This window comes from Streptomyces sp. DvalAA-43 (genome assembly GCF_900091725.1).
Taxonomy (GTDB): Bacteria; Actinomycetota; Actinomycetes; order Streptomycetales; family Streptomycetaceae; genus Streptomyces; species Streptomyces pulveraceus.
In genome coordinates this window covers 34,132-56,343 of record NZ_FMBW01000064.1, presented here as the reverse complement: position 1 = coordinate 56,343, position 22,212 = coordinate 34,132, and the positions used below count along the sequence as shown (strand labels likewise).

The window sequence follows — 22,212 nt, the reverse complement described above, 5'->3', positions numbered from 1 at the left end:
TGACAGCGTTCCGCCGCCGCGGCCGGAGCCGCGACGGCGGAACGCCGAAAGGGATGGTCAGTCCGCCAGGGTCACCGCGTTGTACTGGCCGGAGTCCTTCGCATGGGAGATGCCGCCGCCCCAGGCGAGGAAAGAGCGGCCCCCGCCGTCGTCGTCGTTCACCAGCACCGAGACGCTCAGCAGGCGCTGGTCCGCGGCGATCGGCGCCAGCTCCGCCCAGGGCAGGGACATTCGGTAGCGCGTCCTGTTCGCGGAGTCGTCCCGCGTCACGGTGCTGGTCGCGGCGGTCCTGGTGCCGGGACTGCCGTCCATGGTGCGGAAGACCACGCTCTCCGCTCCGGACGAGGTGAGCGCCGCGCCGTACTCGGCGCCCGCGGAGACCGTCTCTCCCGGGAACCCCGGTGCGAGAGCCACCTGGACGGAATCGCCCTGCCAGATGTTCTGCCCGGTGAAGGTCTGCCGCTGGACGTCGTCCGCGACGCAGACGTCGACGACGAGAGCCTCCTGCGACCAGGCCAGGGTCACGTCGGCCGACAACCCGGGGGCCTTTCCGACGCTCGCGGCCGGTGGCGCCCCGTCGATCTGCGCCAGCGGTCCGGCCCTGGTGATCGCATCCACGGACGGAACACTCACCCGTCCCCGGGATCCGGTGCACCGCATCGCCGACGGTCACGAACCGCACGCGGTAGTCGGTGCCGTCCTTCGCCGTGCCCGGTATCGGCACATCCACCGGCAGCGACTCACCGGGCTGCACGGTGGCGCCGCGGGTGGGCGCGATCACCCGCTTCTCGCCGAACTGCGCTGTGACGGCGCTGAGCCGCGTCGGGCGGTCCGTGGTGTTGGTGTAGACGGCCCGCACCGCGTGCTTCCCGCCGGTGGTGAGTACATGGCCTGCGGTACCCGTGAGGGAGGAGCCGGTGATCTCGGCCACCGAGGGCGACGCCTTCCGACCACCGAAGTCCGCGCCGACCCGGAGCTCGCCGCGGACGCCCATCACCGTGTCGGGGCCTGCGCTCACCTTCACGGCCACGGCCACCGACGACATCGCGGGATCGTCACCTGCGGCTGCGCGATCGCCGTCCGCCATCCGTTGTCCGCGTCGGCGTGCAGGGAGCCGGTCATCGGCACATCGTTCAGGTTGTACAACTGCACGTCGACGGTGTTCGCCCCGTCCCCGGACAGCCGGTACCCCTGCGCCTTCGAGCCCGCACGCGCGGCATCTCCGTAGTGCTGGGCCACGACGACCCGCTGCGCGGGTGTGAGGGTGAGCGAGGACCGGGTCGACTTCACGGGGCGCAGGGCGGACTTCCCGGTCACCACCTGGGCGCCGTGCACCCTCAGATACGTGGGGTCGGGCTGGGCCTTGAGGTGGTACCGGCCGTCGGTCGAGGCGAGCTGGTGCTCGTTCCGACGATCGTTGTACGCGTCGCCTTGTCGGCACCGAGATCCAGGGTGACGTCGGTGGGATTCTCCGACCACAGCGCGATCACCTGGTCGTCGCCGTCGGCGAAGGCGAACGCGGTCACGCCTGCGGGAAGGCCGGGCAGGGTGCCCACGTAGGCGGCGTGTCCGAGGGCGGCCGTCATCGCGGACTCGGCGGTGAACGCCGCGTTGGGCGCCCAGTCACGGGTGAGCAGGCCGAAGAAGGTGCTGCCCTCGTTCAGCGGCGGCAGCGAGAAGGCGAACGGTTTGTCCACGCCCTGGCTGAGTGTGGTGAGGGTCGCGACCACGAAGCCGCGGGCCTGGGCGCGCTGTTGTTGCGAGGTCATCGGCTTGTGGCGTGGGGACCTGGAACTTGACCCCGCCTTCCGTGATCCACCGCTTCGTCGTCGCCCTGCCGTACGTGTTCACGAGGTCGAGGTGGGGCGGGATGCCGCCCCACGCGTTGGGCACCTCGGAGCCGTCGTCGGTGGCGTACAGATGGAAGGCGTGGATGTCGGCGTAGCTGAACACGTCGTTGCGCGCCCTCAGATCGGTGTACGGCTTGCGCTGTCCGGCGGTCCCGGCATCGGAGATCAGCGGCTTGCCCGGGGAGTCGTGGAATCCGATCGCGGCCGCCTTCATCATCGCGGTGTACTGGTCGGCGCTCTCGTTGCCGGAGCTGAAGGCGTTGCTGCCGGGAGCGTCCGCTTCGTTCCAGATCTCCCAGGCGTCGGCCTGAGGGTAGTTCGCCGCCGCCAGCGCGTACTTGTAGGCCGCCATGAGGTCTCAGGGCATCACGTCTTCCGGATGCTTCTTCGTCCACGCCGGGGCCGAGTGGTAGGCCGCCAGGAGGTTGATCCTCAGCGCGTCGACGCGCTGGTAGAAGTCCTTCATCGCGGACTCCCTCGCGAAGTCGAAGACGCCGGGCGACGGGTTGGTGCCGTCGTTCCAGGTCGTCCTGGCGCGGACCCAGGGGATCCCGCTGAGGCCCAGCCCCGCCGCGACCTCCTCCTGTCTGTCCGCGGGGATCGACCAACTGCCGACGGCGATACCGAAGGACGAATCGGTGAGTTCAGGGCGGTCGGCACGAGGTACGACCACGGCGAACTCGTGAACGAGGGGCGTTCCGCCGACGATCGACGCCTTGATGCGGTAGTGGCCGATGGGCAGTTTCCCGAGTGCCACCGGAACCCGGTCGGAACCGTCGGGGATGGCGACGGCCCCGGACGCCACCTCGGCGTCCCAGTAGTCGAGGACCTGATAGTCCACCGACGCCGACGTGTTGGGCCCGGCGTTGAGCCGGAGGTCCAGGGCGACGTCATTTCCCTTCTGGAACATGTCCAGAGGAGCCGTACTGTCGATCGAGGTCACCCGGAACGTCGTGGCCTCGAATCGGAGTCTGTCGATGTAGGTCATGTAGCGGGCGTCGTCGGCTCGGTGGCCGTCCACCGAGAAGGTGACCTTGTTGTCGCCCTGCTTGAGCCACACCGCACCGAGCGATGCCTGGCGGATCTCCGGGATCGAGGTGTTCGCGTACGTCGGGGTCGTCGCGTAGGGCTTGTCGTTGACGGTGACCGAGACGGCGGATGCCCAGGAGGCGTTTCGCAGCGGGCTCATGTCGGCTTTGAAGGTGTACAGCCCCGCGGACGGCGCGGGGACCGGGTATGTGGCGGTGTAGTGGCCGCCGGTGGGTTCGTCGGCCGTGAACGCTCTCAGGTACTTCCCGCCGGACGCGCGGGCATCGGTGAACACGGCCGGGAAGTTGGTCGATGCCGGGCTCTCCCCTTCGACGGAGATCACGCTGTCGGCCTGCGCCGGTGGCGCGGGCACGACCACCGGGGCGAGCGCCGCGACGGGCGTCAGCACCACCGCGAACGCTGTTCTCCGTGGTCTGGTACTTGGTCGGCTCTTGAGCGAGATCATGCTTCATCTCCTCGCTGGGGGAGGGACATTGATGGATGCCGCGACGGTACGAGAGCGTTCGACAGCGTCACTAGGGCCCGGTACGAGGTGGTTGCTTTCGATCGTCCGGGGGCGTCCGCAGTGGTGGCAGCAGGTCCATGGTCACCGTGAGCTCGGCTTCGGTGGCTGTGCGGGAGAGGTCGAGGACGTGGACCGGGACCGGCTCGCCCTCGGTAGGCCATCCGGTGCACGGTCGCTCTCCACCCTGTTCCGGCGAAGGTGAGGCGCAGCCCGGATCGGCTCCCCCGGATGACGGTTCCCTCGCCGTCGAGCTCGATGGGGAAGAAGGACACCAGCCGGTCCACGATCGCGAGCGGTCTGGATGCCGCGAACCGGTCGCGCAACCGCAGCGACGTGGCCGTCAGCCGGAGTTCGCGTTCGGCGATCTCCAGTCCTTCGACGTCGTACGCCGGGGAGAGGTCGCAGCGGAGCCGGGTGAGGCCGGGCTCGGCCAGCACGTCCCCGAGCCGTCGGCAGACCGCACACCGCGCGGTGCACGGCGAACCCGGCGTCCTCCAGCAGCACCGCGAGCCGCTCGGCGGCGCGGGTCTCGCCGAACGACGTCTCGGGATCGTCGTGCAACCGGTGGCTGAGCTCCAGAAGCCTGTCCTTGTACTCGTCGAGACGGGCGGCGACACGGTCGCGCAGCGACGGGTCGGTTGCGGGCATGGGGATCCTCCACTTGAAGCAGGCAGACCGAAATGGAAACTATTCGTTTCCTAAATCGCTCCCATGTCTACCCGCCACCCGGGAGGTGTCCAGGGCCCCGGTGCGTCTCAGGGGTGGTCGGCAGCGTCACGGCCGGACAACTCCTGCCGGAAACTCTCCGTTTCCCATTGACGTGAGGGGGTCGCGTGCCCCGAAATAGGAGGTCATGGCGAAGAGCACTCAGCGGCCGGTCGGCCGGCCCCGCAGCGAGGGCGTCCGGGACCGGGTCATCGGCGCGGCCGACGAGCTGCTCGCCGAGACCGGCTACCTCGGCATGACCATGGACGAGATCGCCGTACGCGCGAAGGTCTCCAAGAAGACGCTCTACCGCTGGTGGCCGCACAAGGCCGCGGTGACCGCCGAAGTGCTCGTCGCCCGTGCCGACGTGCGCGCCATTGCGGACCTCGGCGACACCCGCGCCGAACTGCTCGTGCTCTTCGGATACATCGACGACTTCACCCGCGCCCGCGACACCTTCACCCGGCTGTGCCTCACCGAGGCCGCGGCCGATGAATCCGGTGTCCTCCAGTCGTTCCTCGATGTCGTACTACGGCGCCGGGACCAGGCGCGAGCCGTCATGCAGCGCGGTATCGCCCGTGGTGATCTGCCCGCCGACATCGACGCCGACGCACTGCTCGACCTGTGGAACGGCTACTTCGTCTACCGGCGGTCCTTCCGCCCCGCGCCCGTGCACGAGGACACGGTGCGCCAGCTCGTCGACCTGGCTCTCGCGGGGCAGGTGCCGCGCCTGCCCCGCGAGGGCCGGGGCCCGCACGCCGTGGGCGGCTGACCCCGGCGCAAAGAGCGGAAGCCGCGGTCGGAGCCGGGCGGCCCGGCCCGCTGCGGCCGTGGCCGCCCGCGCCGCCCTCGATCAGCTCTCCTCGTCCTCCGCGCGACGCTCGCCCTCAGCCTGGGACGGCTGGGTGCGCCGGGTGGCGGGGTGTCGCTCCTCGGCCGGATCCCTGTCCTCGTCCAGCCTCTCGCCCTCGGCCTGCGACGGAGTCGAGTATTCGATGTTCTCCCTCATGGCCGCCTCCGTGGTCGGGATGCGTGCCTACAGGTCGAGCGTATCGCTTCCGTCCGGTCGGTGGTCCGGGCTGCCCGCGACGCCGGGGACCGTGGAAGTCATGTGCGCCTCGGCGTAGTGGGCGCACCCACCGCACCTGCTTGTCTATTGGTCGTACACTCAATAACATCGGGTTCATGACGTCAAGGGCTCAACGGCCGCGAAACATGACGCTCGCAGCCGACTGGAGCGGTTGACCCGTGACCGTAGGGGCGGCGGCCACTTCCGTACGTACCGCGACCGCACCCGCCGGCCCACCGCTCTCTCCGTATCGCCCACGACCCGCTCAAGGAGTACGCCCGTGCACCCCGGCCTCGTCCTGCTCTCCGCCCGCCTCCTCGATGTCGTCACCGGGGAGCTGCTCCCGCAGACCGCCCTGGCCGTGTCCGGGGGGCGGATCTCCGCACTCGACGACGACCAGCGGATCCGCGCCCTCGCGGGCCCCGCGACCACGGTGATCGACCTCAGGGGCGCCGTGGTGACCCCGGGGCTCGTCGACGGCCACATCCACCCGGTCATGGGCGCCGAGCTCACCCGGGGCCTGGACCTGTCCGGGTGCACCACTCTCGACGAGGTACGGCAGGCCCTGGCGCGGGAGATCCGGGCGCTGGCGCCCGGAGCATGGCTGCGCGGCTGGGGCCTGGACCCGAACGTCTTCGGGGACCGGCCCGTCGCGTCCGCCGCCCTCGGACCGGTCCTGGACGGCGTCCCCGCCCTCCTGCTGCTCTTCGACGCCCACTCCATGCTCGCCGGCCCCCGTGCGCTGGAGCTCGCCGGCGTCGACGGGCCCCGGCGGTTCGAGCAGTACGCGGAGATCGTCTGCGACGGAGCGGGCCGCCCCACCGGGCTCCTGCTGGAGGACGCCGCCTGCGAACTGGTCGAGCGGGCGGCACCGCAGGCCGACCCCACCGAGCGCCGCGCCGGCCTCGTCTCGGCGCTGCGCGAGCTGGCGGCCTCCGGGCTCACCGGCGGCCACGCCATGGACGCCAACGGCGACAGCCTGTCGCAGTACGCCGAGCTCGACGCGGCGGGCGAACTGCCGCTGCGTCTGAGGGTCGCCCCCTGGTGCCAGCCCGGAGCCGACGGCGGAGCCGTGGCCGAGCTCATCGAGCAGCAGGGCACCGGCGGCCGGCTGTGGCAGGTGGCGGGCGTCAAGCTCTTCATGGACGGCACCATCGACAACGGCACCGCCTGGCTGGAACGGCCCGACTGCCACGGCGAGTCCACCCATGCCTTCTGGCCCGACCCCGCGTCCTTCACCAGGATCATCGGCCAGCTCCACCGTGCCGGAGTGCCCACGGCCACCCACGCCATCGGCGATGCCGCCGTGCGCCATGTCCTCGACGCCGTGGAGAAGGCGACGAGTGCGGAGCACCGCGGAGTCCGCCACCGTGTCGAGCACATCGAGACCGTCCCCGACGACACCCTGCGCCGCTTCGGCGAACTCGGTGTCATCGCGTCCATGCAGCCCACGCACTGCTGCGACTTCACCCGCGCCGACCACACCGACAACTGGTCCCGGCGGCTCGGTGACGAGCGTGCCGCGCGGGCCTGGCGCTGCCGCGACCTGTGGGACTCGGGCACCACCGTCGTCCTCGGCTCCGACTGGCCCGTCGCCCCCTGCCACCCGCTCACGGTGATGGCCGGTGCCCGTCACCGCCGCCCCACCCGCGACCTCACCCAGCCCCCGCACGGCCCCGGCCAGGCGCTCACCGCACTCGAAGCGCTCCAGGCCATGACCCTCAACCCCGCCTACGCGGCGGGCGAGGAAGACCAGGCGGGGCGCCTGGCCATCGGCCACCGCGCGGACCTCACCGTGTTCGCCGAGAACCCCCTCGCCACGCCCGCGACCGACCTGGCGGGCCTGCCCGTCCTCCTCACCGTGGTCGACGGCCGCACCACCCACCGCGACACGGGCATGTGACGGCGCGAGGGGCGCGGCATTCCTCCTGATGCCCCGCCCCTCGCTCCGCGCGTTCACCCATTCGCCGCGGGCACACCCTGCGGGCGTACGGGACTTCATGGGCACGGACTAGCCGGGACGCCGTACGCCGATACGGTCGACGGCGCACGTCCCCGGGACGGAGGTGCTCTCGGCGCGTTGCCCGAGGTGGGTCAGACGGAGCGTGTTGGTCCCCGCCCGCAGGGGCACCTGGGCGAACTCCGGCTCGCCGTACGTCGCCACCGGGCTGTAGAGGTCGAGCGGCTCGCCGACCGTGGTGCCGTTCACCGACAGCCGGTAGACGCCCCGGGAATAGTGCCGCTTCACCCGCAACCGCAGGGTGCGCAGACCGGGTCCCGGCTGCTGGAACTCGACGGTCAGCGCATCACCCGTCGCGGCCGGAGTGAACAACAGACCGTGTCCGGCACCGCATTGGGCGTCGTCGAAGACCTCGGCGCGGCCGCCCGAGACGGTGTACGCGAGCTGCTCCGCCTCCGCCACCCAGTCCAGGGGACGTGGCGTCCAACTGCCGCCCGAGTCGCAGAGCACCACACGGGTACGGTCGGTGGCGGCCTCCGTGTCGGTGTAGGCGACCAGGCGGCCATCGCGCGAGAAGGCGGGATGGGGATGGCCGGGGTGGGCGGATCCCCAGCCCACCAGGCCGAGCGTACGCGGCGGGTGAACACCCGTCAGATCCACCAGGGCCACCGAGCCCACCTGCCCGCGCGCCGAACCGTTTCGGCCGTTGGTATCGGCCACGGCCCAGCGGCCGTCGGCGGAGATGTCGCAGTGGTTGTACGAGCCGTTCGCGCCCGAGGTGCCCGGCGCCAGCAGCCGGTCCGGCCGGTCGTCCGGGTGGATCAACCACAGCCCCGACGCGCTGCCGCCGATGGCCACGGCGAGGCAGCCGGTGTCGGCACCGGACTTCCACACCTCGTGGGTCCCGACCGGCACGCCCGAAGCGGCCTGGTCCCAGATCATCTTGCCGTGCGGCGCGTGGACCGGGTGCAGTGCCCAGGCGCGGATGTTGCCGCCGAGCGCATAGCCGATCCACTCGGGATCGTGGGCGCTGTACTGGAAGTGGGTGGCGAACACGCTCCCGGAGAAGACCTCCCGGACCCGGCCGCCCGTCAGTGCGATCTCCACCGCCGTGGTCGGTCCGGCGGTGATCGGTGCCGGGTAGTGGCTGCACAGAACCCGGTCGCCCGCGGGATGCAGATTGACGACGACGCTGAGCGCGCGGCCCGGCGGCGGTGAGTAGAGCTTGACGGGCGAGGGATCGGCCAGGTCGATCAGCCAGATCGCGTTCTCCGCGCAGGTGACGAGGCGTCCGGAGTGGATGTTCCACCAGACGAACGGGTTCCGGTCGTCAGCCGGGGTGGCGAACCGCGCCAGGAACCGCTCCTCGCCGGAGCGCAGATTCACCTCCCACAGGCTCGTGGCTCCGGTCTCCCGCTGGCCGAGAACGATGCGGTCGGCATCGACGAAGCCGTTGTGGGTGGGGTAGGTGAAGTAGCGACGCTGGTCGAACGAGCTGAGATGGCGCGGCTCGAACGATTCCTGGGCCGTGGCGGCACCGGCGGCGGCTTCGCTCACGGTCTCCGTCCCGGCGGTGAATCCTGCGGCCAGCACTGCCAGCCCGGCCATGCGGCCGAACCCTCTGCGGGTGATCTCACTCATGGCGTCCTCACTCATGCGTGCTCACGTGGGTGGCGCTCAGCTTCGGACCCGCCGATGGAGGAAGTCAAGGTACTAATACGAATTAGTAGAGGCAGGGGGTGGAGGCGGGGGTGTGCTGCGTGCCCTTGGCGGAGGCCCGATGTCACAGGTGGTGGATAGCCTTCGACGTATGGATCTTGGCCTGGCGGGACGACATGCGATGGTGACGGCGAGCACGGGCGGAATCGGTGCGGCGATCGCCCGGCGGCTCGCCGAGGAGGGGTGTGCCGTGCTGGTGCATGGCCGAAACCCGCTGCGTGCCGAGGAGGTTGCCGCGGAGCTGCGGGCCATCGGCGCGGTGGCCGATGTCGTGCTGGGAGACCTGGCCGATGACGAGGCCGCGGAGATGGTGGCCCAACAGGCCCGTGAATGGGGTGTGGACGTGCTGGTGAACAACGCCGGCCCGTTCGCCGAACACGACTGGGAGTCCGCGGAGCCGGCTGCCTGGCTGGCGGCGATGAACGGGAACGTCCTGTCCGCGGTGCGGATGATCCGGGCCCTGACGCCGGGGATGAGGGAGCGGGGGTGGGGGCGGGTCATCAACGTGGGCAGCCGCGCGGCGACGACTCCGCTGCCGAACATGGTCGAGTACGCGGCGGCGAAGGCGGCCGTGGTCAACATGACCACCAGCCTGGCCGGTCACCTCGCCGGGTCCGGGATCACGGCCAACACGGTGAGCCCCGGGGTGATCGTCACCGACGGCCTGCGGAAGATGTTCGAGGAGGGTGCGGCCGACCGGGGCCGGCCGGGGGAGTGGTCCGAGCTGGAGCCGCTGGTGGTGGCCGAGTACGCACCGAACCCGACGGGGCGGCTGGGTACCGCCGACGACATCTCGGCGGCGGTGGCGTTCCTGGCCGCCCCGCACGCCGGCTACATCAACGGGATCAACCTGCGCGTCGACGGAGGCATCGCCCTGGTCCCGTAATCGATTTGTACCGCCTGAGGAGTGGTCCGGCCGTGACGCCGGTGGTCGTGCTCGTGCGGGGCGTCCGTGGAGTCGCGGTGGCGCGGCGGGTGGATCTCGCCGCCTTCGCGGATGGACGGCCTGGCTGTAGCGCGGGTGTCGACTGTGCGCGGCGCCGGAGAGTTCGTCGGTGTGCGGGACGGGTCAGGGTGTGAGGGGGGACCGCTCCGGGGTCGCCCCGGATACTCGGGGGTCTGTTCCTCGGCAGTGTGGGGGACATGACTTCAACGCGCCTGTCACGAAGGGCCTTTACGGGCATCGCCATGTCGGGGGCGGCCGCGCTGGCCGCCGCCGCGGTGCTGCCCGCCCCCCGCGCCACCGCCTCTCCCCCGACCCTCCCACCGCTCGACCCCACGGCCCTGCGGGCGGTGATCGAGGAGCTGGAACACCCGCCGTCGACCGCGGCCCAGTTACGAGTCGGCGGCACGGCCGGCCAGTGGTACGGCACCTCCGGCGTGGCCGACATCAGGACCCGGCGACCGGTGACCGCACACGACAAGGTCCGGGTCGGCAGCATCACCAAGGCCTTCGTCGCCACGGTGGTGCTGCAACTGGTGGCCGAGGGCCGGATCGGGCTGGACACACCGGTGCGGCGCGTCCTCCCGGGGCTGCTGCCGGACCGGTTCGCCGCCGTCACCGTGGCGCACCTGCTGAATCACACCAGCGGGTTCCCGGACCACGTCGGCATCCCCGAACCGGCGACGGCGGAGGAGGTGTTCCGCCACCGCTTCGACCACTGGACCCCGCGGGAATGGGTGGCGACCGCGACGTACGGACCGCTCAAGTTCGCCCCGGGCACCTGCCAGGAGTACCGCGGCATCAACTACGTACTGGCCTCACTGATCATCGACAAGGTGACCGGCCGCCCGTACGACGAGGCCGTCGAGGCCCGTATCCTGCGCCCGCTGGGCCTGGCGCACACCGTGGTGCCCGGCGACGACCCGCGCGTCCACGGCCGCCATGTGCACGGCTACCTGGCGATGGCCGACGGCAGCCTGCGGGACATCACCACCTACGATCGGTCCCCCGCCCGGGGCGAGGGCGACATCATCTCCACCACGGGCGACGTCGACGGGATGCTCGCCGCGCTGTTCTCCGGCGAACTGCTCCCGCCGGAGCTGTCCGAGCTGCTGTTCACGCTGCCCCCGGACGACGTGCGGATGCTGGACGGCTCCCCGGCCCGTTACAGCACCGGATTGCAGCAGGCCACCGTCAACGGCGTCACCCTCTGGGGCAAGACCGGCGAGACGTACGGCTACAAGAACGCCGCGTTCTCCACCCGTGACCAGCGGCGTCGCTTCGTGCTCATGTACCACCCGACGTCCGCCCGCAACGGCGAGGAGAGCCGGATGATCGCTCGGGTCGCCGCCCTGCTCACCCGCGGGCCGGGCACCGAAGGCCCGTGACCAGTACACCCGATATGTCACCTGATCCGATCGCCGGTCGGCGCACGTGTCGGCGGGAGCGCCGCGCGGTGATCGTTACTCTGTTCTGCCCCGCCACATGGCGGGGCAGAACAGGGGTGGGACATGCACAGAAGAATCGCCGCGGTGGGAGCGGTTGCCGCCGCGGTCATGGTGGCGCCGGCCGCGCATGCGGAGGGACGCGGTGACATCCGGGTCACCAAGACCGTCGTCAATGACGGCGGCAATGTGATCGTCGGGGTCAAGGACGTCAAGCGATTCCCGATCACCCTCACGATCAAGGACAACTCGGGGGTGCAGAAGGTCAGTTCGGTGTCCGCGTTCAACCGGACCAATGGCCACGGACCGGTGGACCACCTCGGTACGACGTGCAAGAAGGTCAGCACGGCGACCTCCGTGTGCACCGCGACGATGCAGATCGACCCGGCGTGGATCGACTCCTACGGAAGCGGCAACAAGGGCTGGGACGCCGACGCCGTCGCGGGCGACTGGACGGTCAACGCCACCGTCCACGCCAATGACGGGGACTACTGGATCTCGGACAGCATCGCCTCGTTCAGGGTGAAGCGCGCCGCGACCCTGACCACCGACGCCTCGCCCGAGCCGGTACGGAAGGGCGGCACGCTCAGCGTCACCGGAAAGCTGTCGCGGGCCAACTGGACGGACCTGAAATACCACGCGTTCACCAAGCAGGTGGTGAAGCTCCAGTACAAGAAGCCGGGCGGCAGGTACAGCACGGTGAAGACCGCGACCACGGACAGCAAGGGCCACCTCCGTACGACGGTGAAGGCCACCGCTTCGGGCAGCTGGCGCTGGGCGTTCCTCGGCACGAACACGACCATGAAGGTCGTCTCGACGGGTGACGCCGTCACGGTGAAGTGACCTGGCGGCGGGCCGGGGAACCGGCCCGCCGGCGAATCACCGAACCACGGCGATCACGCGATGCGCCGTCGTTGTCGCCACCACGCCGCGTCCGTCCGTCAGGGCTCGATCGTCAGTACCTCGGTCACCGGACGGCGCGGCGTGCACGGCCCCTCGGGTCCGAAGCCGAGGCGCACGATCATCTGCGGGTATCCCGTGCCGAGGGCGGGGCCGCGCAGCCGGTGCCGGAGTTCCGGCCATTCGAGGGGCTGGGTCGCGAACGAGGCGACGAGCCCGTGGGGTACGGCGGTGAGCAGGACGCGTTCCAGGGCCTGACCGGCACGCAGCCAGTCCGCCGGGCGGTCGCGCGCGGTACGGAGCAGGGCGAGCTGCGGCCGGTCCTCGAACAGGGCATGGGCCCGGCCCGGGACGACGTCCGTGCCCGCGAAATCCCGGTTCATCGCTCTGCCCGACGCGTCGGTGGGGCCGAAGGCGTAGTCAGGGACGCCGTCGACCGGTGCCTCCGCCCTGGTGTCCCGGGTCCAGTAGCGCTGTTCCGCCTCCCTCGCCGGGTCGCTCAGATCGAATCCCTCGGCGTCCCGGATCAGCACGAGCACACGCTCCAGATGGTCCGGCGGCAGAAACGTGAATTCGACGCCCTCGCAGTGAGCCGCTTCGGTGAGGAGTGCGCGGACGTCGTCGGGGATCATCCGGTCGTCGAACGGATACCGGCTGGTGTGACGGCGCCGGATCGCGGGGTGCAGCGCGGCGAGGGCCGCATCCGTCGGCGGCACGGGTCCACCGGGGCCTTCGTCCAGGCGCACCGTCGCCACGAGGTCGGGATCGGCGGGGACGGGAAGCAGCGTGGTCACCGAGTCGAGGCCCCGGTGCGACGCCGACACCCGCAGATTCAGCAGCGCCGCGCCGCACCCCACGTGCAGGCCGCGAGTGGAGGGGTCGGCCTCGGGCATCTCACGGCCGAACTCCGCCCGGAGCGCGAGGGTCCGGTCGGCGTGCCGGTACCGGAACCGCCAGGGCTGGGCGTTGTGCATCGACGGTGCGGCGATCGCATCGGCGACCAGCGCCTTCAGCATCGTGTCGTCGAGCGGCTGTGCGGGCATCGCCACCTCCCTTATCGGAGCGCGCGGTTGTCCCTCCACCGTCGCACGTCCGGCAGGACCCGGCCCGGGACGTCCGGCCGGTCCGGTGCGCCGGCGCGGGAGGCGGCCAGCGCGGCCTCCGGGACCGGCGCGAGGGGGCTGGCCGCGTACGCGTCGGGGACCGTGCACGCCCGCAGATAGGCCGCGACGAAGGTCGTCGTACGAGCTCTCCAGCCCGGGGCGGTGCCGTTCGGGGTCCCCATCAGAGCGAGCCCTTCGCGTGCCGGGCCGCGGCCTCCGCCAGTCCTGTGATCAGGGGGTGCGGCCGGGTGCCGTCGCCGTGCAGCTCGGGCTGGAAGAGGGTGGCGAGAAAGAAGGGATGGGTCGGCAGCTCGGCTATACGGACCTCGCCCGCGTCGTCGGTGCCGGTGAAGCGCAGCCCGTGCGACCTCAGCAGGTCGAGATGGCGCGGATTGGGGCCGTAGTTGCAGTAGTAGCGCTCCACCGTGCGCTCGGCGCCCAGGAGTCGGGCCGCCCACGAGCCGTCGCCGAGCTCGATCGCACCCTCATGGCCGACCAGCGAACAGGCGAGCGGAATGAGCACCGCGTCCTCGGCGGCGGTCAGCGGCGCGTTCTCGCTGTGCCCGGCGTCCGCCAGGCCGCACACCGTACGGGCGTACTCCAGCAGGGCGTGCTGGAAACCCCCGCAGGTACCCAGAAAAGGAATGCCTTCCTCGCGGGCGGTACGGATGGCCGCGAGCGCCCCCGCCTCGCTGCGGTACGGGCTGCCGGGCAGCACCCAGACCGCGTCGAACCCGTCGATGCCCTCCGTGGCCTCCTGTGTGGGGATCCAGTAGGCGTCCAGGTCCAGGCCGTCGCGGGTGCGCAGGGAGTCGAGCAGAACGGGAACACGGGTGTGGGAGCGGACGGCCGGATCCCGGTCGCCGACCAGGGCGATACGTGCGGTGTGGGTCATGGCACCATCGAAGCGCAGCTTCCGCATCGCGTCCAACGATGATCAGTGCATCTGGTATCAGAGATACTGATACTCATGGATCCGCATCTGCTGCGTACCTTCGTCGCCGTCGTCGAGCACCGCTCCTTCTCCGCCGCGGCCCAGGCGCTGGGCTACACCCAGTCCGCCGTGTCCCAGCACATCGCGGCCCTGGAGAACGATCTCGGCACCCGGCTGGTGGAGCGCCGCCCCGTCGGGCCGACCACGGCGGGCGAACGGCTCATGGAGCACGCCGCACCACTGCTGCTCCGCCTCAACGCCGCCCGCGCCGATGTCGCCCGAGCCGGCCGGACGCCCCCTGCCGGGCTGACCCTCGCCTGCGGCCCCGTGGCCCTCACGCCCGCCGTCGCCGGGGAGCTGGCCCGTCTGCGCACCGACACCCCTGGACTCGCGGTGGACGTCCAGGTGCTCGGACGGGCAGCGGTGGCCCGAGCGGTGCTCACCGGCACTGCGGACCTGGGCCTGATCGACGGCGCGGCAGCCCCCAGCGACCCGCTTCCGGTGCCCGACGCGGCGCCCCTGACCGGCCTGGCCGTGGCCGAGCAGCCCCTCGCCGTGCTCCTTCCCACAGGTCACCCGCTGGAGCGCCGGGGCTCCCTGCGCCTCTTCGACCTCGCCGACGCCCACTGGATCGACGCCCCCGACACCGCCGTCCCGCTCGGCCAACTGCGCGCCGCCGCCAACACCGACGGGTTCCGCCCACGCGTCACGTACGGCGGAACCGATGTGCACGGCCTGGGGACGCTCGTCGCCGCGGGGCACGGACTGGCGGCGCTGCCCCTCTCCCTCACCGCCGCGCTGCCGGGCACGGCCGGTATCCGGCTCTCCGCCCCTCGCCTGGTCCACCGCACCGAAGTGCTGCACCCCGGAGCCCCGGCAGCCGCCGTGCGGGAGCTCGTCGCCAGGCTCACCGGCTGACGGCGCGCGGACGAACCCACGGACCCACGGGCGCGGACGCGGGAGGGGCGGGCGCCCGGACCCGGGTCAGCCGGTGCGGTCGATGAGGAAGGGGAGCAGGGCGAGGATCTCGCCGAGCGCGGCCGGAGCGAGCGGAACGCTCTCCAGGCTGCGCCGGGCGCTGTCCAACTGCCGGTGGGCCTCGGCCAGGGTGGCGGAACGCCCGCCGGCCTCCTCGACGAGCTCGGCCGCCCGCCGGGCGCCGGAGTCGTCGAGCGGGTCCCCGGAGCTCAGTAGTGCGGCGAGGCGGCGGGCGGCGGGGTGGTCCGTGGCCAGGGCCGAGAGGACCGGGTACGTCTTCTTGAGCCGGCGCAGATCGCTGTGCACGGGCTTGCCCGTGACCTCGGGGTCGCCCCAGATCCCGAGGAGATCGTCCACCGCCTGGAACGCCACCCCGAGGTGCCGGCCCGCCCGGCCGAGCGCGTCGACGGTCGTGGCCGGGGCACCCGCGAGTACCGCGCCCAGCCCCGCCGCGCAGCCGAGCAGCGCACCTGTCTTGTGCTCGGCCATCCACCGGTACTCGTGCGGCTGGACCGCCTCGGGCCCGTCCCACGGCCGGGACTCGAAGAGCAGGTCGTCGGCCTGGCCGCGGACCAGGTCGGCCAGCGTCCCGGCGAGCTGCCGGACCGCCGTCGCGGAGTACTGTCCGGGTGCGTCGGCCAGGGTCTGCACGGCCAGCGCGAAGAGCGCGTCACCCGCGAGGATCGCCGGGCCCGTTCCGTACGCCTTCCACACGGTGGCGCGCTGTCTGCGGGTCTCGTCGCCGTCCATGATGTCGTCGTGGAGGAGGGAGAAGACATGGATCAGCTCCACGGCGACCGCGCCGACCACCGCGTCGTCGGCCGGTGCCCCGGCGGCCTCGGCGCTGAGCAGGGTGAGGGCCTGGCGGACCCCCTTGCCCTGGGAGCCCGCGGCGGGGCTGCCGTCCGCCGCACCCCACCCGAAGGAGAAGGCGGCCATCTCCGCGTGCCACGGATGCAGACGGCGTACGGCCTGTGCCAGCGCCGGGCGTACCAGGTCGCGGCAGCGGGCGAGCACCTCCGGCGCCTCGGCCCGCTGGGTTGTGGGCGGTGGTGTCATCGTCGTCCGCTCTCCTCGGCCGTGTCGCCCGCGACCGGCGCCACACCGAGTTCGGCGTAGGCCTTGTCCACCATCTCCCGGGCATTGAGCAGACCGATCCGGTCGAGGGTGTGGCGCAACTCGTCGAGATCCGCCGCGGTCTCGGTCCGGTCGCGGCCGAGCCGGGCGAGCGATTTGACGAGACCGAGCCGGGCCAGGGCCTCGCCCCGGGGTTCGGTCATGGCACGGAACTCCGCGAGCGCGCCCTCGTACATCTCGCGCGCCTCCTCGTAGCGGCGGGCGCGGAAGAGGACGTTGGCGCGCATCTTGTGGTTGTAGGCGAGCGCACTGGACAACTTCATCTCGCGGCAGGTGAGTTCGGCCTCCGAGAGCAGGGCGAGGGCCCGCTCCGGGTCGTCCCGAAGGGAGATGATGTCGGCCATGCCGCGCAGGGCCCACGCCCGGCCTCGACGGTCGTCCGCGTTGCCGGCCAGCTCGGCCGCCTCCTCGAACATGGCCAGGGCCGTGTCGAGCGACCCCGTGTTGCGGTGGATCTGCGCGATTCCCTCCAGCGCCCACACGGTGTGACGCGCCTCGCCGCGCGCCCGTGCTTCGGCGAGCAGTTGTTCGTGCAGCGCGGCGACGGTCCGGTAGTCGCCCTGTATTCGGCCGGTCTCCGCGAGGCCGGCGAGGGAGTAGCCGCGGGCGACGATGTCCCCGCCGCGCTTGCCCATGTCGGCCGCGAGCCCCAACAGCCGGAAGGCGAGCCTGAGTTTTCCGCGCTGCCGGGCCAGCGTCCCGCCGCTCCACAGGGCCCAGGCCATCGCCCCGAGGTCATCGGCCGAACGGGCGGACCGATAGCTGGCCTTCCAGGCCAGATCGGCTTCCGCCACATTGCCGAGCCTGCGGTGTGCCTCGGCGACGGCGAGCCCGCAGCGGGCCACTTCCTGCGGTGAACCGGAGAGCTCGGCTTCCCTCAAGTGGCGTACTCCTTCCGCCAGTACGTCGGTGAGAGAGGAGTTCACCGACATCTTGGTGAGGGCGCCCTGGTACTCGGGCGCCAGTGCCTTGCTGTGCATGGGGGGCCTTTCGTGCGCGGCCGGATCGAGGTGGGAAGCCACCACTATGCACCCAATGTATACATGGGGTGCATAGTTACCTGGTGGGCGGACCCGGGTGCTCGTGGGGGTCGGGCGAGGCTTGTCGCTTGTGGCGAATCGCCTTGTTGTGGATCAAGACGACGGTCGTGCGTCCGAGGTTGCTCCATGGCCAACAGAAGTCGACATCGTCGGTGCGGCCGGGCTGCGGTCCGGCGGCCAATGCGCAGCCATCCGGTCAAATCCGACCCGGCATCGCCAACTCCACCCGAAACGCCACTGGATGTTAGCGGTTACTGTCGTGATCGACCGTCCTGGCCATAGTAAAAGACAGAAACATTTCAAGCCCCCTTGCGGCTCATAGCAATCGCTTACATGCTGGCGCGCAGCCCCGCAGTACCCCGATTCCGTTGATCCTCCTGGGAGTTTCCGGATGCGTCCTGCCCGAACACCGTTCACCACTCCGGCCCGTTCCGCCGCCGCTTCGCCACCCGTACGGAACGTGGGCCCGGCCGATACCGCTTCGGACGGCCCCGCCTTCCGTGCCACGAGCCGCCGGACGATCCTCGGCGCCCTGGCCGGTGCCGGTGCCGCGACCCTGCTCGGCGCGGGTTCCGCCGCCGCTCGGCAGACCGGGGACCAGGCCGTGGACCGGACCGGACGCGGCTTCGGGGACACCCTCCTGGTCAAGGCGTTTCCGGACGCCGAGACGGAGCGCATGCGGCTGGCCCGCGCCCTTCGGTCCAGCGATCTCGTTCCCACCGGCCGATACGCCCCGCCCGGCAGGCCCCTCTCCGTGACGGTCCGTCCGGCAGGCGGCCGCGTACCGGTGCTGCACATCGGCACCTTCGACTACTACAACACGGAGACCGCGCTCCAGGAGCCGCGCGCCATCCCGCTGCGTCCGGGCCGCAACACGGTCGCCGACGCCCACGGCGGCCCGGTCCATCTGAGCTTCGCAGGACAGGGGGAGCGTGCCGAGGTCACCTTCGGCTCCCGCACTCCGCGCATGGCCGTCTTCGAACTCGGCCGCACGAGCGAGGCCGCGTTCCAGAAGCAGCTCGACGAGAGGGCCGATGTCCCCTGGGTCGAGCTGATCACCGACCGGGCCATGCTCACCCTCACCCGTGAAGGCGCGCTGCTCTATCGCGACGAGGACCACGCCGCACTGATGGGGCTGTTCGACACCGTCATCGACAGCCATGCGCGCATCAGCGGTCTGGACGGCCGGGGGCGGATCAACCGCCCCAAGGCGGGCCGCTACCACTTCAACGAGGTCAGTGTGGTGCCCAGCGGGGTGGGCGCCTACGCCTGGCACGGATACAACGGCTTCCCGCGCGCCTACATGGACCGGCTGTGCACCGTGGCGGGCCTCGGCACCCGGGGCTGGGGGCTGTACCACGAGCTCGGCCATCTCCATCAGCAAGGCGCCTACCAGGCGGACCAGCTGACCGAGGTCACCGTCAACATCTACTCACTGGCCGCGCAGCGCACCCTCGGTCAGCCCTCCAACCTGCTGACCGCCGACCCGAAGACCGGGCTGAACCACTTCCAGACCGCACTGCCGAAGCTCGGCGCCGGCGGGGTCACCTACGAGAAAAGCTTCGGGGCGTACGAGAAGCTCGTCCCGCTGCGGCAGCTGGAGCTGGCGTTCGGCGAGGACTTCTGGCCGAGGCTGCACCGGCTGGTGCGCAGCGAGCACCAGCGCGACGCCCCGGTCGACGACTACACGCACGATCCCGTCATCAACGCCCGCCAGTACCTGGCCCTGGCGTCCTATGCCGCCCGTACCGCCGGATACGACCTGACCGACTTCTTCGTCCACCGGTGGGCCTTCCCGATCGACTCCGCGGGGGTCGCCGCACTCGCCGCGCTGGGACTGCCGAAGCCGCCCGTCGATCCCAGCACGCTCACCGGCTGATCAGTTCCGGCCCTGCGGCCGAGTCGGGCCGCAGGGCGTCAGGGGCCGAAAGACCGCATCGCCGTACACGTCACCAGTCGCAGTGGACCAGCCATAAGGAGATGACATGCGCACTGCAAGCACACGTCCCGGGACCCCCGTCCGCAGGCATCTGCGCCGCCTGACACGGTCGGGCACGGTCCTCGCCGCCACCACGCTGCTCGCCGTCGGCGCGGCGGGGCAGTCGTGGGCCTCCACGCCGATCCTCCGCTGGACGACCAACGCACCCACGCCCGTCACCACACTGACGCTGCCGATGGCCGTGGACTCCGCGCCGGACGCGTCCGGCATCTACTTCGCCTACTACACCACCCTGGAGAGCGGCACGCGCCCCTACGCGGGTTTCCAGCCGAAGCCCGTCGACGCGAACGGGACCCGCGTACTCCAGGCGGTCTTCAGCTCCTTCAACGCCGACGCCACGACAACCGACGACCACTGCACCTACGGGGCCGACGGCGGCGCCGGAGTGAGCTGTGCGGTCCGTTTCCCCTACACACCGGGGACGATGTACTCGCTGGTGCTCAAACGGGCCTCGGTGAGCGGAGCGACGCAGCTGATGACCGGGGACGTCGTCGAGACGGCGACCGGGGCGCCGGTGGCACACATCGGCAGTTTCGGGCTTCCGGCCGCGTCCGGCCGCTTCAAGAACGCCGACCAGGGATTCATCGAGCCCTACCTCTCGGCCGGCTGCGGCCAGCGGGTCACCGTCACCTACGGCAGACCGGTCGGTACCGAGGCAGGCGTGGCGCATACGGGCAGCCTCCCCACGGTCACCGATCCGTCCTCCGGGAGCTGTCTGAGCACCACCTCCCAGACCACGAGCCGGGGGCAGCAGGTCACGGTGGTGGGCGACGCGGCCGCGGCGGCACCGCCCACGACGGGCTGAACGGCCGAGTCCGGAACCACGACGCGTCCGATCCCCTGAACCACGACGCGTCCGATCGCCCGGAACCGGCCCCGGGCGGGTCGAGCCAGGGCGGGCCCGGCGGTCGGAGCACCCCCGGGCCCACGGCCGTGGCTCTTCCCGTGAAGCGGCATCGGCACCCACTGGCTAAGCTCGACGAGGGGTCCAGTACGGGACGGAGGCTCCCATGACGACGTTCGAACCGCGTGATGTGCCCCCTCGCCTCACCATCGGTGCGTTCATCCTGAACTCCGGCTTGGGCAAGCTGAAAGCCGACGCCGAGACGGCCGAGGGCGTGCACGGCATGGCCTGTGTCGCCTACCCGTTCCTGAAGAAGATCGAGCCCGAGCGGTTCACCCGGCTGCTCGCCTGGTCGGAGATCGCGGTCGGCGGAACGCTGCTCTCCCCCTTCGTACCGACCCGGCTGGCCGGGCTGGCGCTGACCGGTTTCTCCAGCGGCCTGGTCGGTCTGTATCTGAGGGTTCCCGGGATGCGGGAACCCGGAAGTCTCCGGCCCACCCAGAACGGCATCCCGCTGGCCAAGGACTTCTGGATGCTGGGCATCGGTCTCGGTTTCCTGGGCTCCGGGGGCCGCCGGTCACGCGCGGGCGCCTCCCGGTGCCCGTGGCACCGGCGCCGGGGCTGACACATCGGCCGGGACCGGACGGGCGCCGCCCCGTCCCAGGGCGGGCGGGTCCCGCACATCCAAGGAGGGATCATGAGCGAGTCCGACGAACTCCGCAGTCGCGTACAGCAGATGCGGGCCAAGGCGAAAGACCTGAAGGACGAGGCCGAGCGCGCCGCAGACCCCGACGAACGTCGGCGCCTGAAGGAGAAGGCCCGCCGGATCGAATCGGAGAGTGAGCAGGTCAGCGGCATGGCGAGCGGTGACATCTACCCCATGAAGTGAGACCGGCAGAACCCGGTCCCGTACCCCCGGTCCCGTACCGTCACGACTGCGTACGGGACCGGGGGAATGCCGACGGGTCCCGGACGTTGAACAACGGTGTGAGCTCAGTGATCGCATCCACCCGGTTCTCCGTCCTCGACCGTTCCCGCACCCGTGAGGGGCACGACGGCCCGGAGGCGCTGCGCGACTCGGTACGCCTCGCCGAGGAGGCCGAGGCGCTCGGCTACCACCGGTTCTGGGTGTCCGAGCACCACAGCGTGCCGGGCGTCGCCGGTTCGGCCCCGACCGTGCTGGCCGCAGCCGTCGCGGCCGCCACGTCCACCATCAGGGTCGGTACCGGCGGTGTGATGCTGCCCAATCATCGACCCCTCGTGGTGGCCGAACAGTTCGGTGTGCTGGAGTCACTGTTTCCCGGCCGCATCGACATGGGCCTCGGCCGCTCGGTGGGCTTCACCGACGGCATCCGCGGCGCACTCGGCCGGGACAAGTCGGCTGCCGAGGACTTCGCCGGGCAGCTCGGCGAACTGCTCGGCTGGCTGGACGGCACACAACGGGCCCATCCGCAGGTCCACGCCCTGCCCGCCGAAGGACTGCGGATACCCCCGTTCCTGCTGGCCACCGGCGAGGGCGCGGGCATCGCGGCCGCAGCGGGCCTGCCGCTGGTGGTCGGGGACCTCCGGGGCCGGGAGAAGCTGCTGAGCGCCGTCGAACGCTACCGCCGGGAATTCCGCCCCTCCTCCTGGGCCGCGGAGCCCTATGTGGTCGTGGCGGGCACCATCGCGCTGGCCGGGAGCGCGGCCGAGGCCCGCCGGATCCTGATACCGGAAGCGTGGTCCCTGGCCCATTCCCGGACCCACGGCGTCTTCCCGCCGCTCGCCCCCGCCGAACGGATCGAGGCGCGGACCATGACGGAGAAGGAACGCCGCCTCTACGAGAACGGGCTGCGCGGCCACCTCCACGGAACGGAGGAGGAAGTCGTCACGGAGCTCGAAACGGTCATCGGGCGGACGGGTGCCGACGAGGTGCTCGTCACGACGAGCACGTACGACCGCACGGCCCTGGTCGACTCCATGCGCCGACTCGCCCGGATCGCGCGACTGACCCCTCGGCGAGGAGCGTCCGACGTGTTCCTCTGAGGGCCC

Annotated in this window: 23 protein-coding genes; 12 read left to right on the top strand and 11 right to left on the bottom strand. The window is 71.3% G+C overall.

Going from position 1 to position 22,212, the window contains the following annotated elements; translation table 11 throughout:
• Positions 1-57: 57 nt before the first annotated feature.
• The 3 genes from GA0115234_RS26130 to GA0115234_RS26120 all read right to left on the bottom strand — a co-directional run bounded on the left by GA0115234_RS26130 (position 58) and on the right by GA0115234_RS26120 (position 1,769).
• Complete coding sequence (locus GA0115234_RS26130; RefSeq protein ID WP_161275664.1) at positions 58-618, bottom strand: sugar-binding protein; 561 nt, start codon at positions 616-618, stop codon at positions 58-60.
• A gap of 402 nt (positions 619-1,020) precedes the next feature.
• A complete protein-coding gene (locus GA0115234_RS26125; protein ID WP_093546303.1) occupies positions 1,021-1,335 on the bottom strand; it encodes a hypothetical protein in 315 nt (104 codons plus the stop codon).
• A 2-nt stretch (positions 1,336-1,337) separates the two neighbouring features.
• Positions 1,338-1,769, bottom strand: coding sequence for a hypothetical protein (locus GA0115234_RS26120; protein ID WP_093546300.1), 432 nt, complete (start codon positions 1,767-1,769; stop codon positions 1,338-1,340).
• Positions 1,770-2,023: 254 nt separating this feature from the next.
• Between GA0115234_RS26120 and GA0115234_RS42520 the strand changes: the two genes are divergently transcribed.
• Positions 2,024-2,161, top strand: a complete 138-nt coding sequence (locus tag GA0115234_RS42520) for a hypothetical protein (protein WP_161275663.1) — start codon at positions 2,024-2,026, stop codon at positions 2,159-2,161.
• Positions 2,162-2,208: 47 nt separating this feature from the next.
• Here GA0115234_RS42520 and GA0115234_RS26110 read toward each other — a convergent pair whose 3' ends face one another.
• Positions 2,209-3,345, bottom strand: coding sequence for a hypothetical protein (locus GA0115234_RS26110; protein WP_141718482.1), 1,137 nt, complete (start codon positions 3,343-3,345; stop codon positions 2,209-2,211).
• A gap of 913 nt (positions 3,346-4,258) precedes the next feature.
• Here GA0115234_RS26110 and GA0115234_RS26105 point away from each other — a divergent pair.
• Positions 4,259-4,882 carry a TetR/AcrR family transcriptional regulator gene (locus tag GA0115234_RS26105; RefSeq protein ID WP_093546292.1) on the top strand — a complete coding sequence of 208 codons (624 nt, stop codon included), beginning with the start codon at positions 4,259-4,261 and terminating at the stop codon, positions 4,880-4,882.
• Positions 4,883-4,963: 81 nt separating this feature from the next.
• Here the strand turns inward: GA0115234_RS26105 and GA0115234_RS42515 are convergent, their stop codons facing one another.
• Positions 4,964-5,119, bottom strand: a complete 156-nt coding sequence (locus tag GA0115234_RS42515; RefSeq protein WP_176729277.1) for a hypothetical protein — start codon at positions 5,117-5,119, stop codon at positions 4,964-4,966.
• Positions 5,120-5,459: 340 nt separating this feature from the next.
• Here GA0115234_RS42515 and GA0115234_RS26100 point away from each other — a divergent pair, with 340 nt between their 5' ends.
• Entirely contained in the window at positions 5,460-7,082 is a 1,623-nt protein-coding gene (locus GA0115234_RS26100; RefSeq protein WP_093546289.1) for an amidohydrolase, read from the top strand.
• A 108-nt stretch (positions 7,083-7,190) separates the two neighbouring features.
• Here GA0115234_RS26100 and GA0115234_RS26095 read toward each other — a convergent pair whose 3' ends face one another.
• The gene (locus GA0115234_RS26095) at positions 7,191-8,780 is read right to left on the bottom strand and encodes a hypothetical protein (RefSeq protein WP_093546286.1); all 1,590 of its coding nucleotides are present in this window, start codon (positions 8,778-8,780) and stop codon (positions 7,191-7,193) included.
• A 169-nt stretch (positions 8,781-8,949) separates the two neighbouring features.
• Between GA0115234_RS26095 and GA0115234_RS26090 the strand changes: the two genes are divergently transcribed.
• The 3 genes from GA0115234_RS26090 (at position 8,950) to GA0115234_RS26080 (ending at position 12,089) form a co-directional block, all read left to right on the top strand.
• Positions 8,950-9,744, top strand: coding sequence for an SDR family NAD(P)-dependent oxidoreductase (locus tag GA0115234_RS26090; protein ID WP_093546283.1), 795 nt, complete (start codon positions 8,950-8,952; stop codon positions 9,742-9,744).
• 257 nt (positions 9,745-10,001) lie between these two features.
• Positions 10,002-11,189, top strand: coding sequence for a serine hydrolase domain-containing protein (locus tag GA0115234_RS26085; RefSeq protein WP_093546280.1), 1,188 nt, complete (start codon positions 10,002-10,004; stop codon positions 11,187-11,189).
• 123 nt (positions 11,190-11,312) lie between these two features.
• The gene (locus GA0115234_RS26080; protein ID WP_093546277.1) at positions 11,313-12,089 is read left to right on the top strand and encodes a hypothetical protein; all 777 of its coding nucleotides are present in this window, start codon (positions 11,313-11,315) and stop codon (positions 12,087-12,089) included.
• A 98-nt stretch (positions 12,090-12,187) separates the two neighbouring features.
• Here GA0115234_RS26080 and GA0115234_RS26075 read toward each other — a convergent pair whose 3' ends face one another.
• The 3 genes from GA0115234_RS26075 to GA0115234_RS26065 are packed head-to-tail and all read right to left on the bottom strand — an operon-like array spanning position 12,188 to position 14,144.
• Positions 12,188-13,189, bottom strand: coding sequence for an Acg family FMN-binding oxidoreductase (locus GA0115234_RS26075; RefSeq protein ID WP_093546274.1), 1,002 nt, complete (start codon positions 13,187-13,189; stop codon positions 12,188-12,190).
• An 11-nt stretch (positions 13,190-13,200) separates the two neighbouring features.
• On the bottom strand, positions 13,201-13,431 hold the full coding sequence (locus GA0115234_RS26070) for a hypothetical protein (protein WP_093546271.1): 231 nt from the start codon (positions 13,429-13,431) through the stop codon (positions 13,201-13,203).
• Positions 13,431-14,144, bottom strand: a complete 714-nt coding sequence (locus GA0115234_RS26065) for a CTP synthase C-terminal region-related (seleno)protein (protein WP_093546815.1) — start codon at positions 14,142-14,144, stop codon at positions 13,431-13,433. Before GA0115234_RS26065 ends, GA0115234_RS26070 begins: the two co-directional genes overlap by 1 nt.
• A gap of 75 nt (positions 14,145-14,219) precedes the next feature.
• Here GA0115234_RS26065 and GA0115234_RS26060 point away from each other — a divergent pair, with 75 nt between their 5' ends.
• The gene (locus GA0115234_RS26060; protein ID WP_093546268.1) at positions 14,220-15,101 is read left to right on the top strand and encodes a LysR family transcriptional regulator; all 882 of its coding nucleotides are present in this window, start codon (positions 14,220-14,222) and stop codon (positions 15,099-15,101) included.
• 66 nt (positions 15,102-15,167) lie between these two features.
• Here the strand turns inward: GA0115234_RS26060 and GA0115234_RS26055 are convergent, their stop codons facing one another.
• Both GA0115234_RS26055 and GA0115234_RS26050 read right to left on the bottom strand, forming a co-directional pair.
• Positions 15,168-16,220, bottom strand: a complete 1,053-nt coding sequence (locus GA0115234_RS26055; protein ID WP_093546264.1) for a polyprenyl synthetase family protein — start codon at positions 16,218-16,220, stop codon at positions 15,168-15,170.
• Entirely contained in the window at positions 16,217-17,278 is a 1,062-nt protein-coding gene (locus GA0115234_RS26050) for a tetratricopeptide repeat protein (protein WP_093546261.1), read from the bottom strand. The genes GA0115234_RS26055 and GA0115234_RS26050 overlap by 4 nt, the downstream gene beginning before the upstream one ends.
• A 451-nt stretch (positions 17,279-17,729) precedes the next feature.
• On the opposite strand from GA0115234_RS26050, the gene GA0115234_RS26045 reads away from it, so the two are divergent.
• The 5 genes from GA0115234_RS26045 (at position 17,730) to GA0115234_RS26025 (ending at position 22,206) form a co-directional block, all read left to right on the top strand.
• Entirely contained in the window at positions 17,730-19,217 is a 1,488-nt protein-coding gene (locus GA0115234_RS26045) for a M60 family metallopeptidase (RefSeq protein WP_093546258.1), read from the top strand.
• A 106-nt stretch (positions 19,218-19,323) separates the two neighbouring features.
• Positions 19,324-20,142, top strand: coding sequence for a hypothetical protein (locus GA0115234_RS26040; RefSeq protein ID WP_093546256.1), 819 nt, complete (start codon positions 19,324-19,326; stop codon positions 20,140-20,142).
• Positions 20,143-20,347: 205 nt separating this feature from the next.
• On the top strand, positions 20,348-20,806 hold the full coding sequence (locus GA0115234_RS26035) for a hypothetical protein (RefSeq protein ID WP_093546253.1): 459 nt from the start codon (positions 20,348-20,350) through the stop codon (positions 20,804-20,806).
• Positions 20,807-20,878: 72 nt separating this feature from the next.
• A complete protein-coding gene (locus GA0115234_RS26030) occupies positions 20,879-21,070 on the top strand; it encodes a DUF6381 family protein (protein ID WP_093546251.1) in 192 nt (63 codons plus the stop codon).
• A gap of 98 nt (positions 21,071-21,168) precedes the next feature.
• Positions 21,169-22,206, top strand: a complete 1,038-nt coding sequence (locus GA0115234_RS26025; RefSeq protein ID WP_176729276.1) for an MsnO8 family LLM class oxidoreductase — start codon at positions 21,169-21,171, stop codon at positions 22,204-22,206.
• The last annotated feature ends 6 nt before the right edge of the window (positions 22,207-22,212 follow it).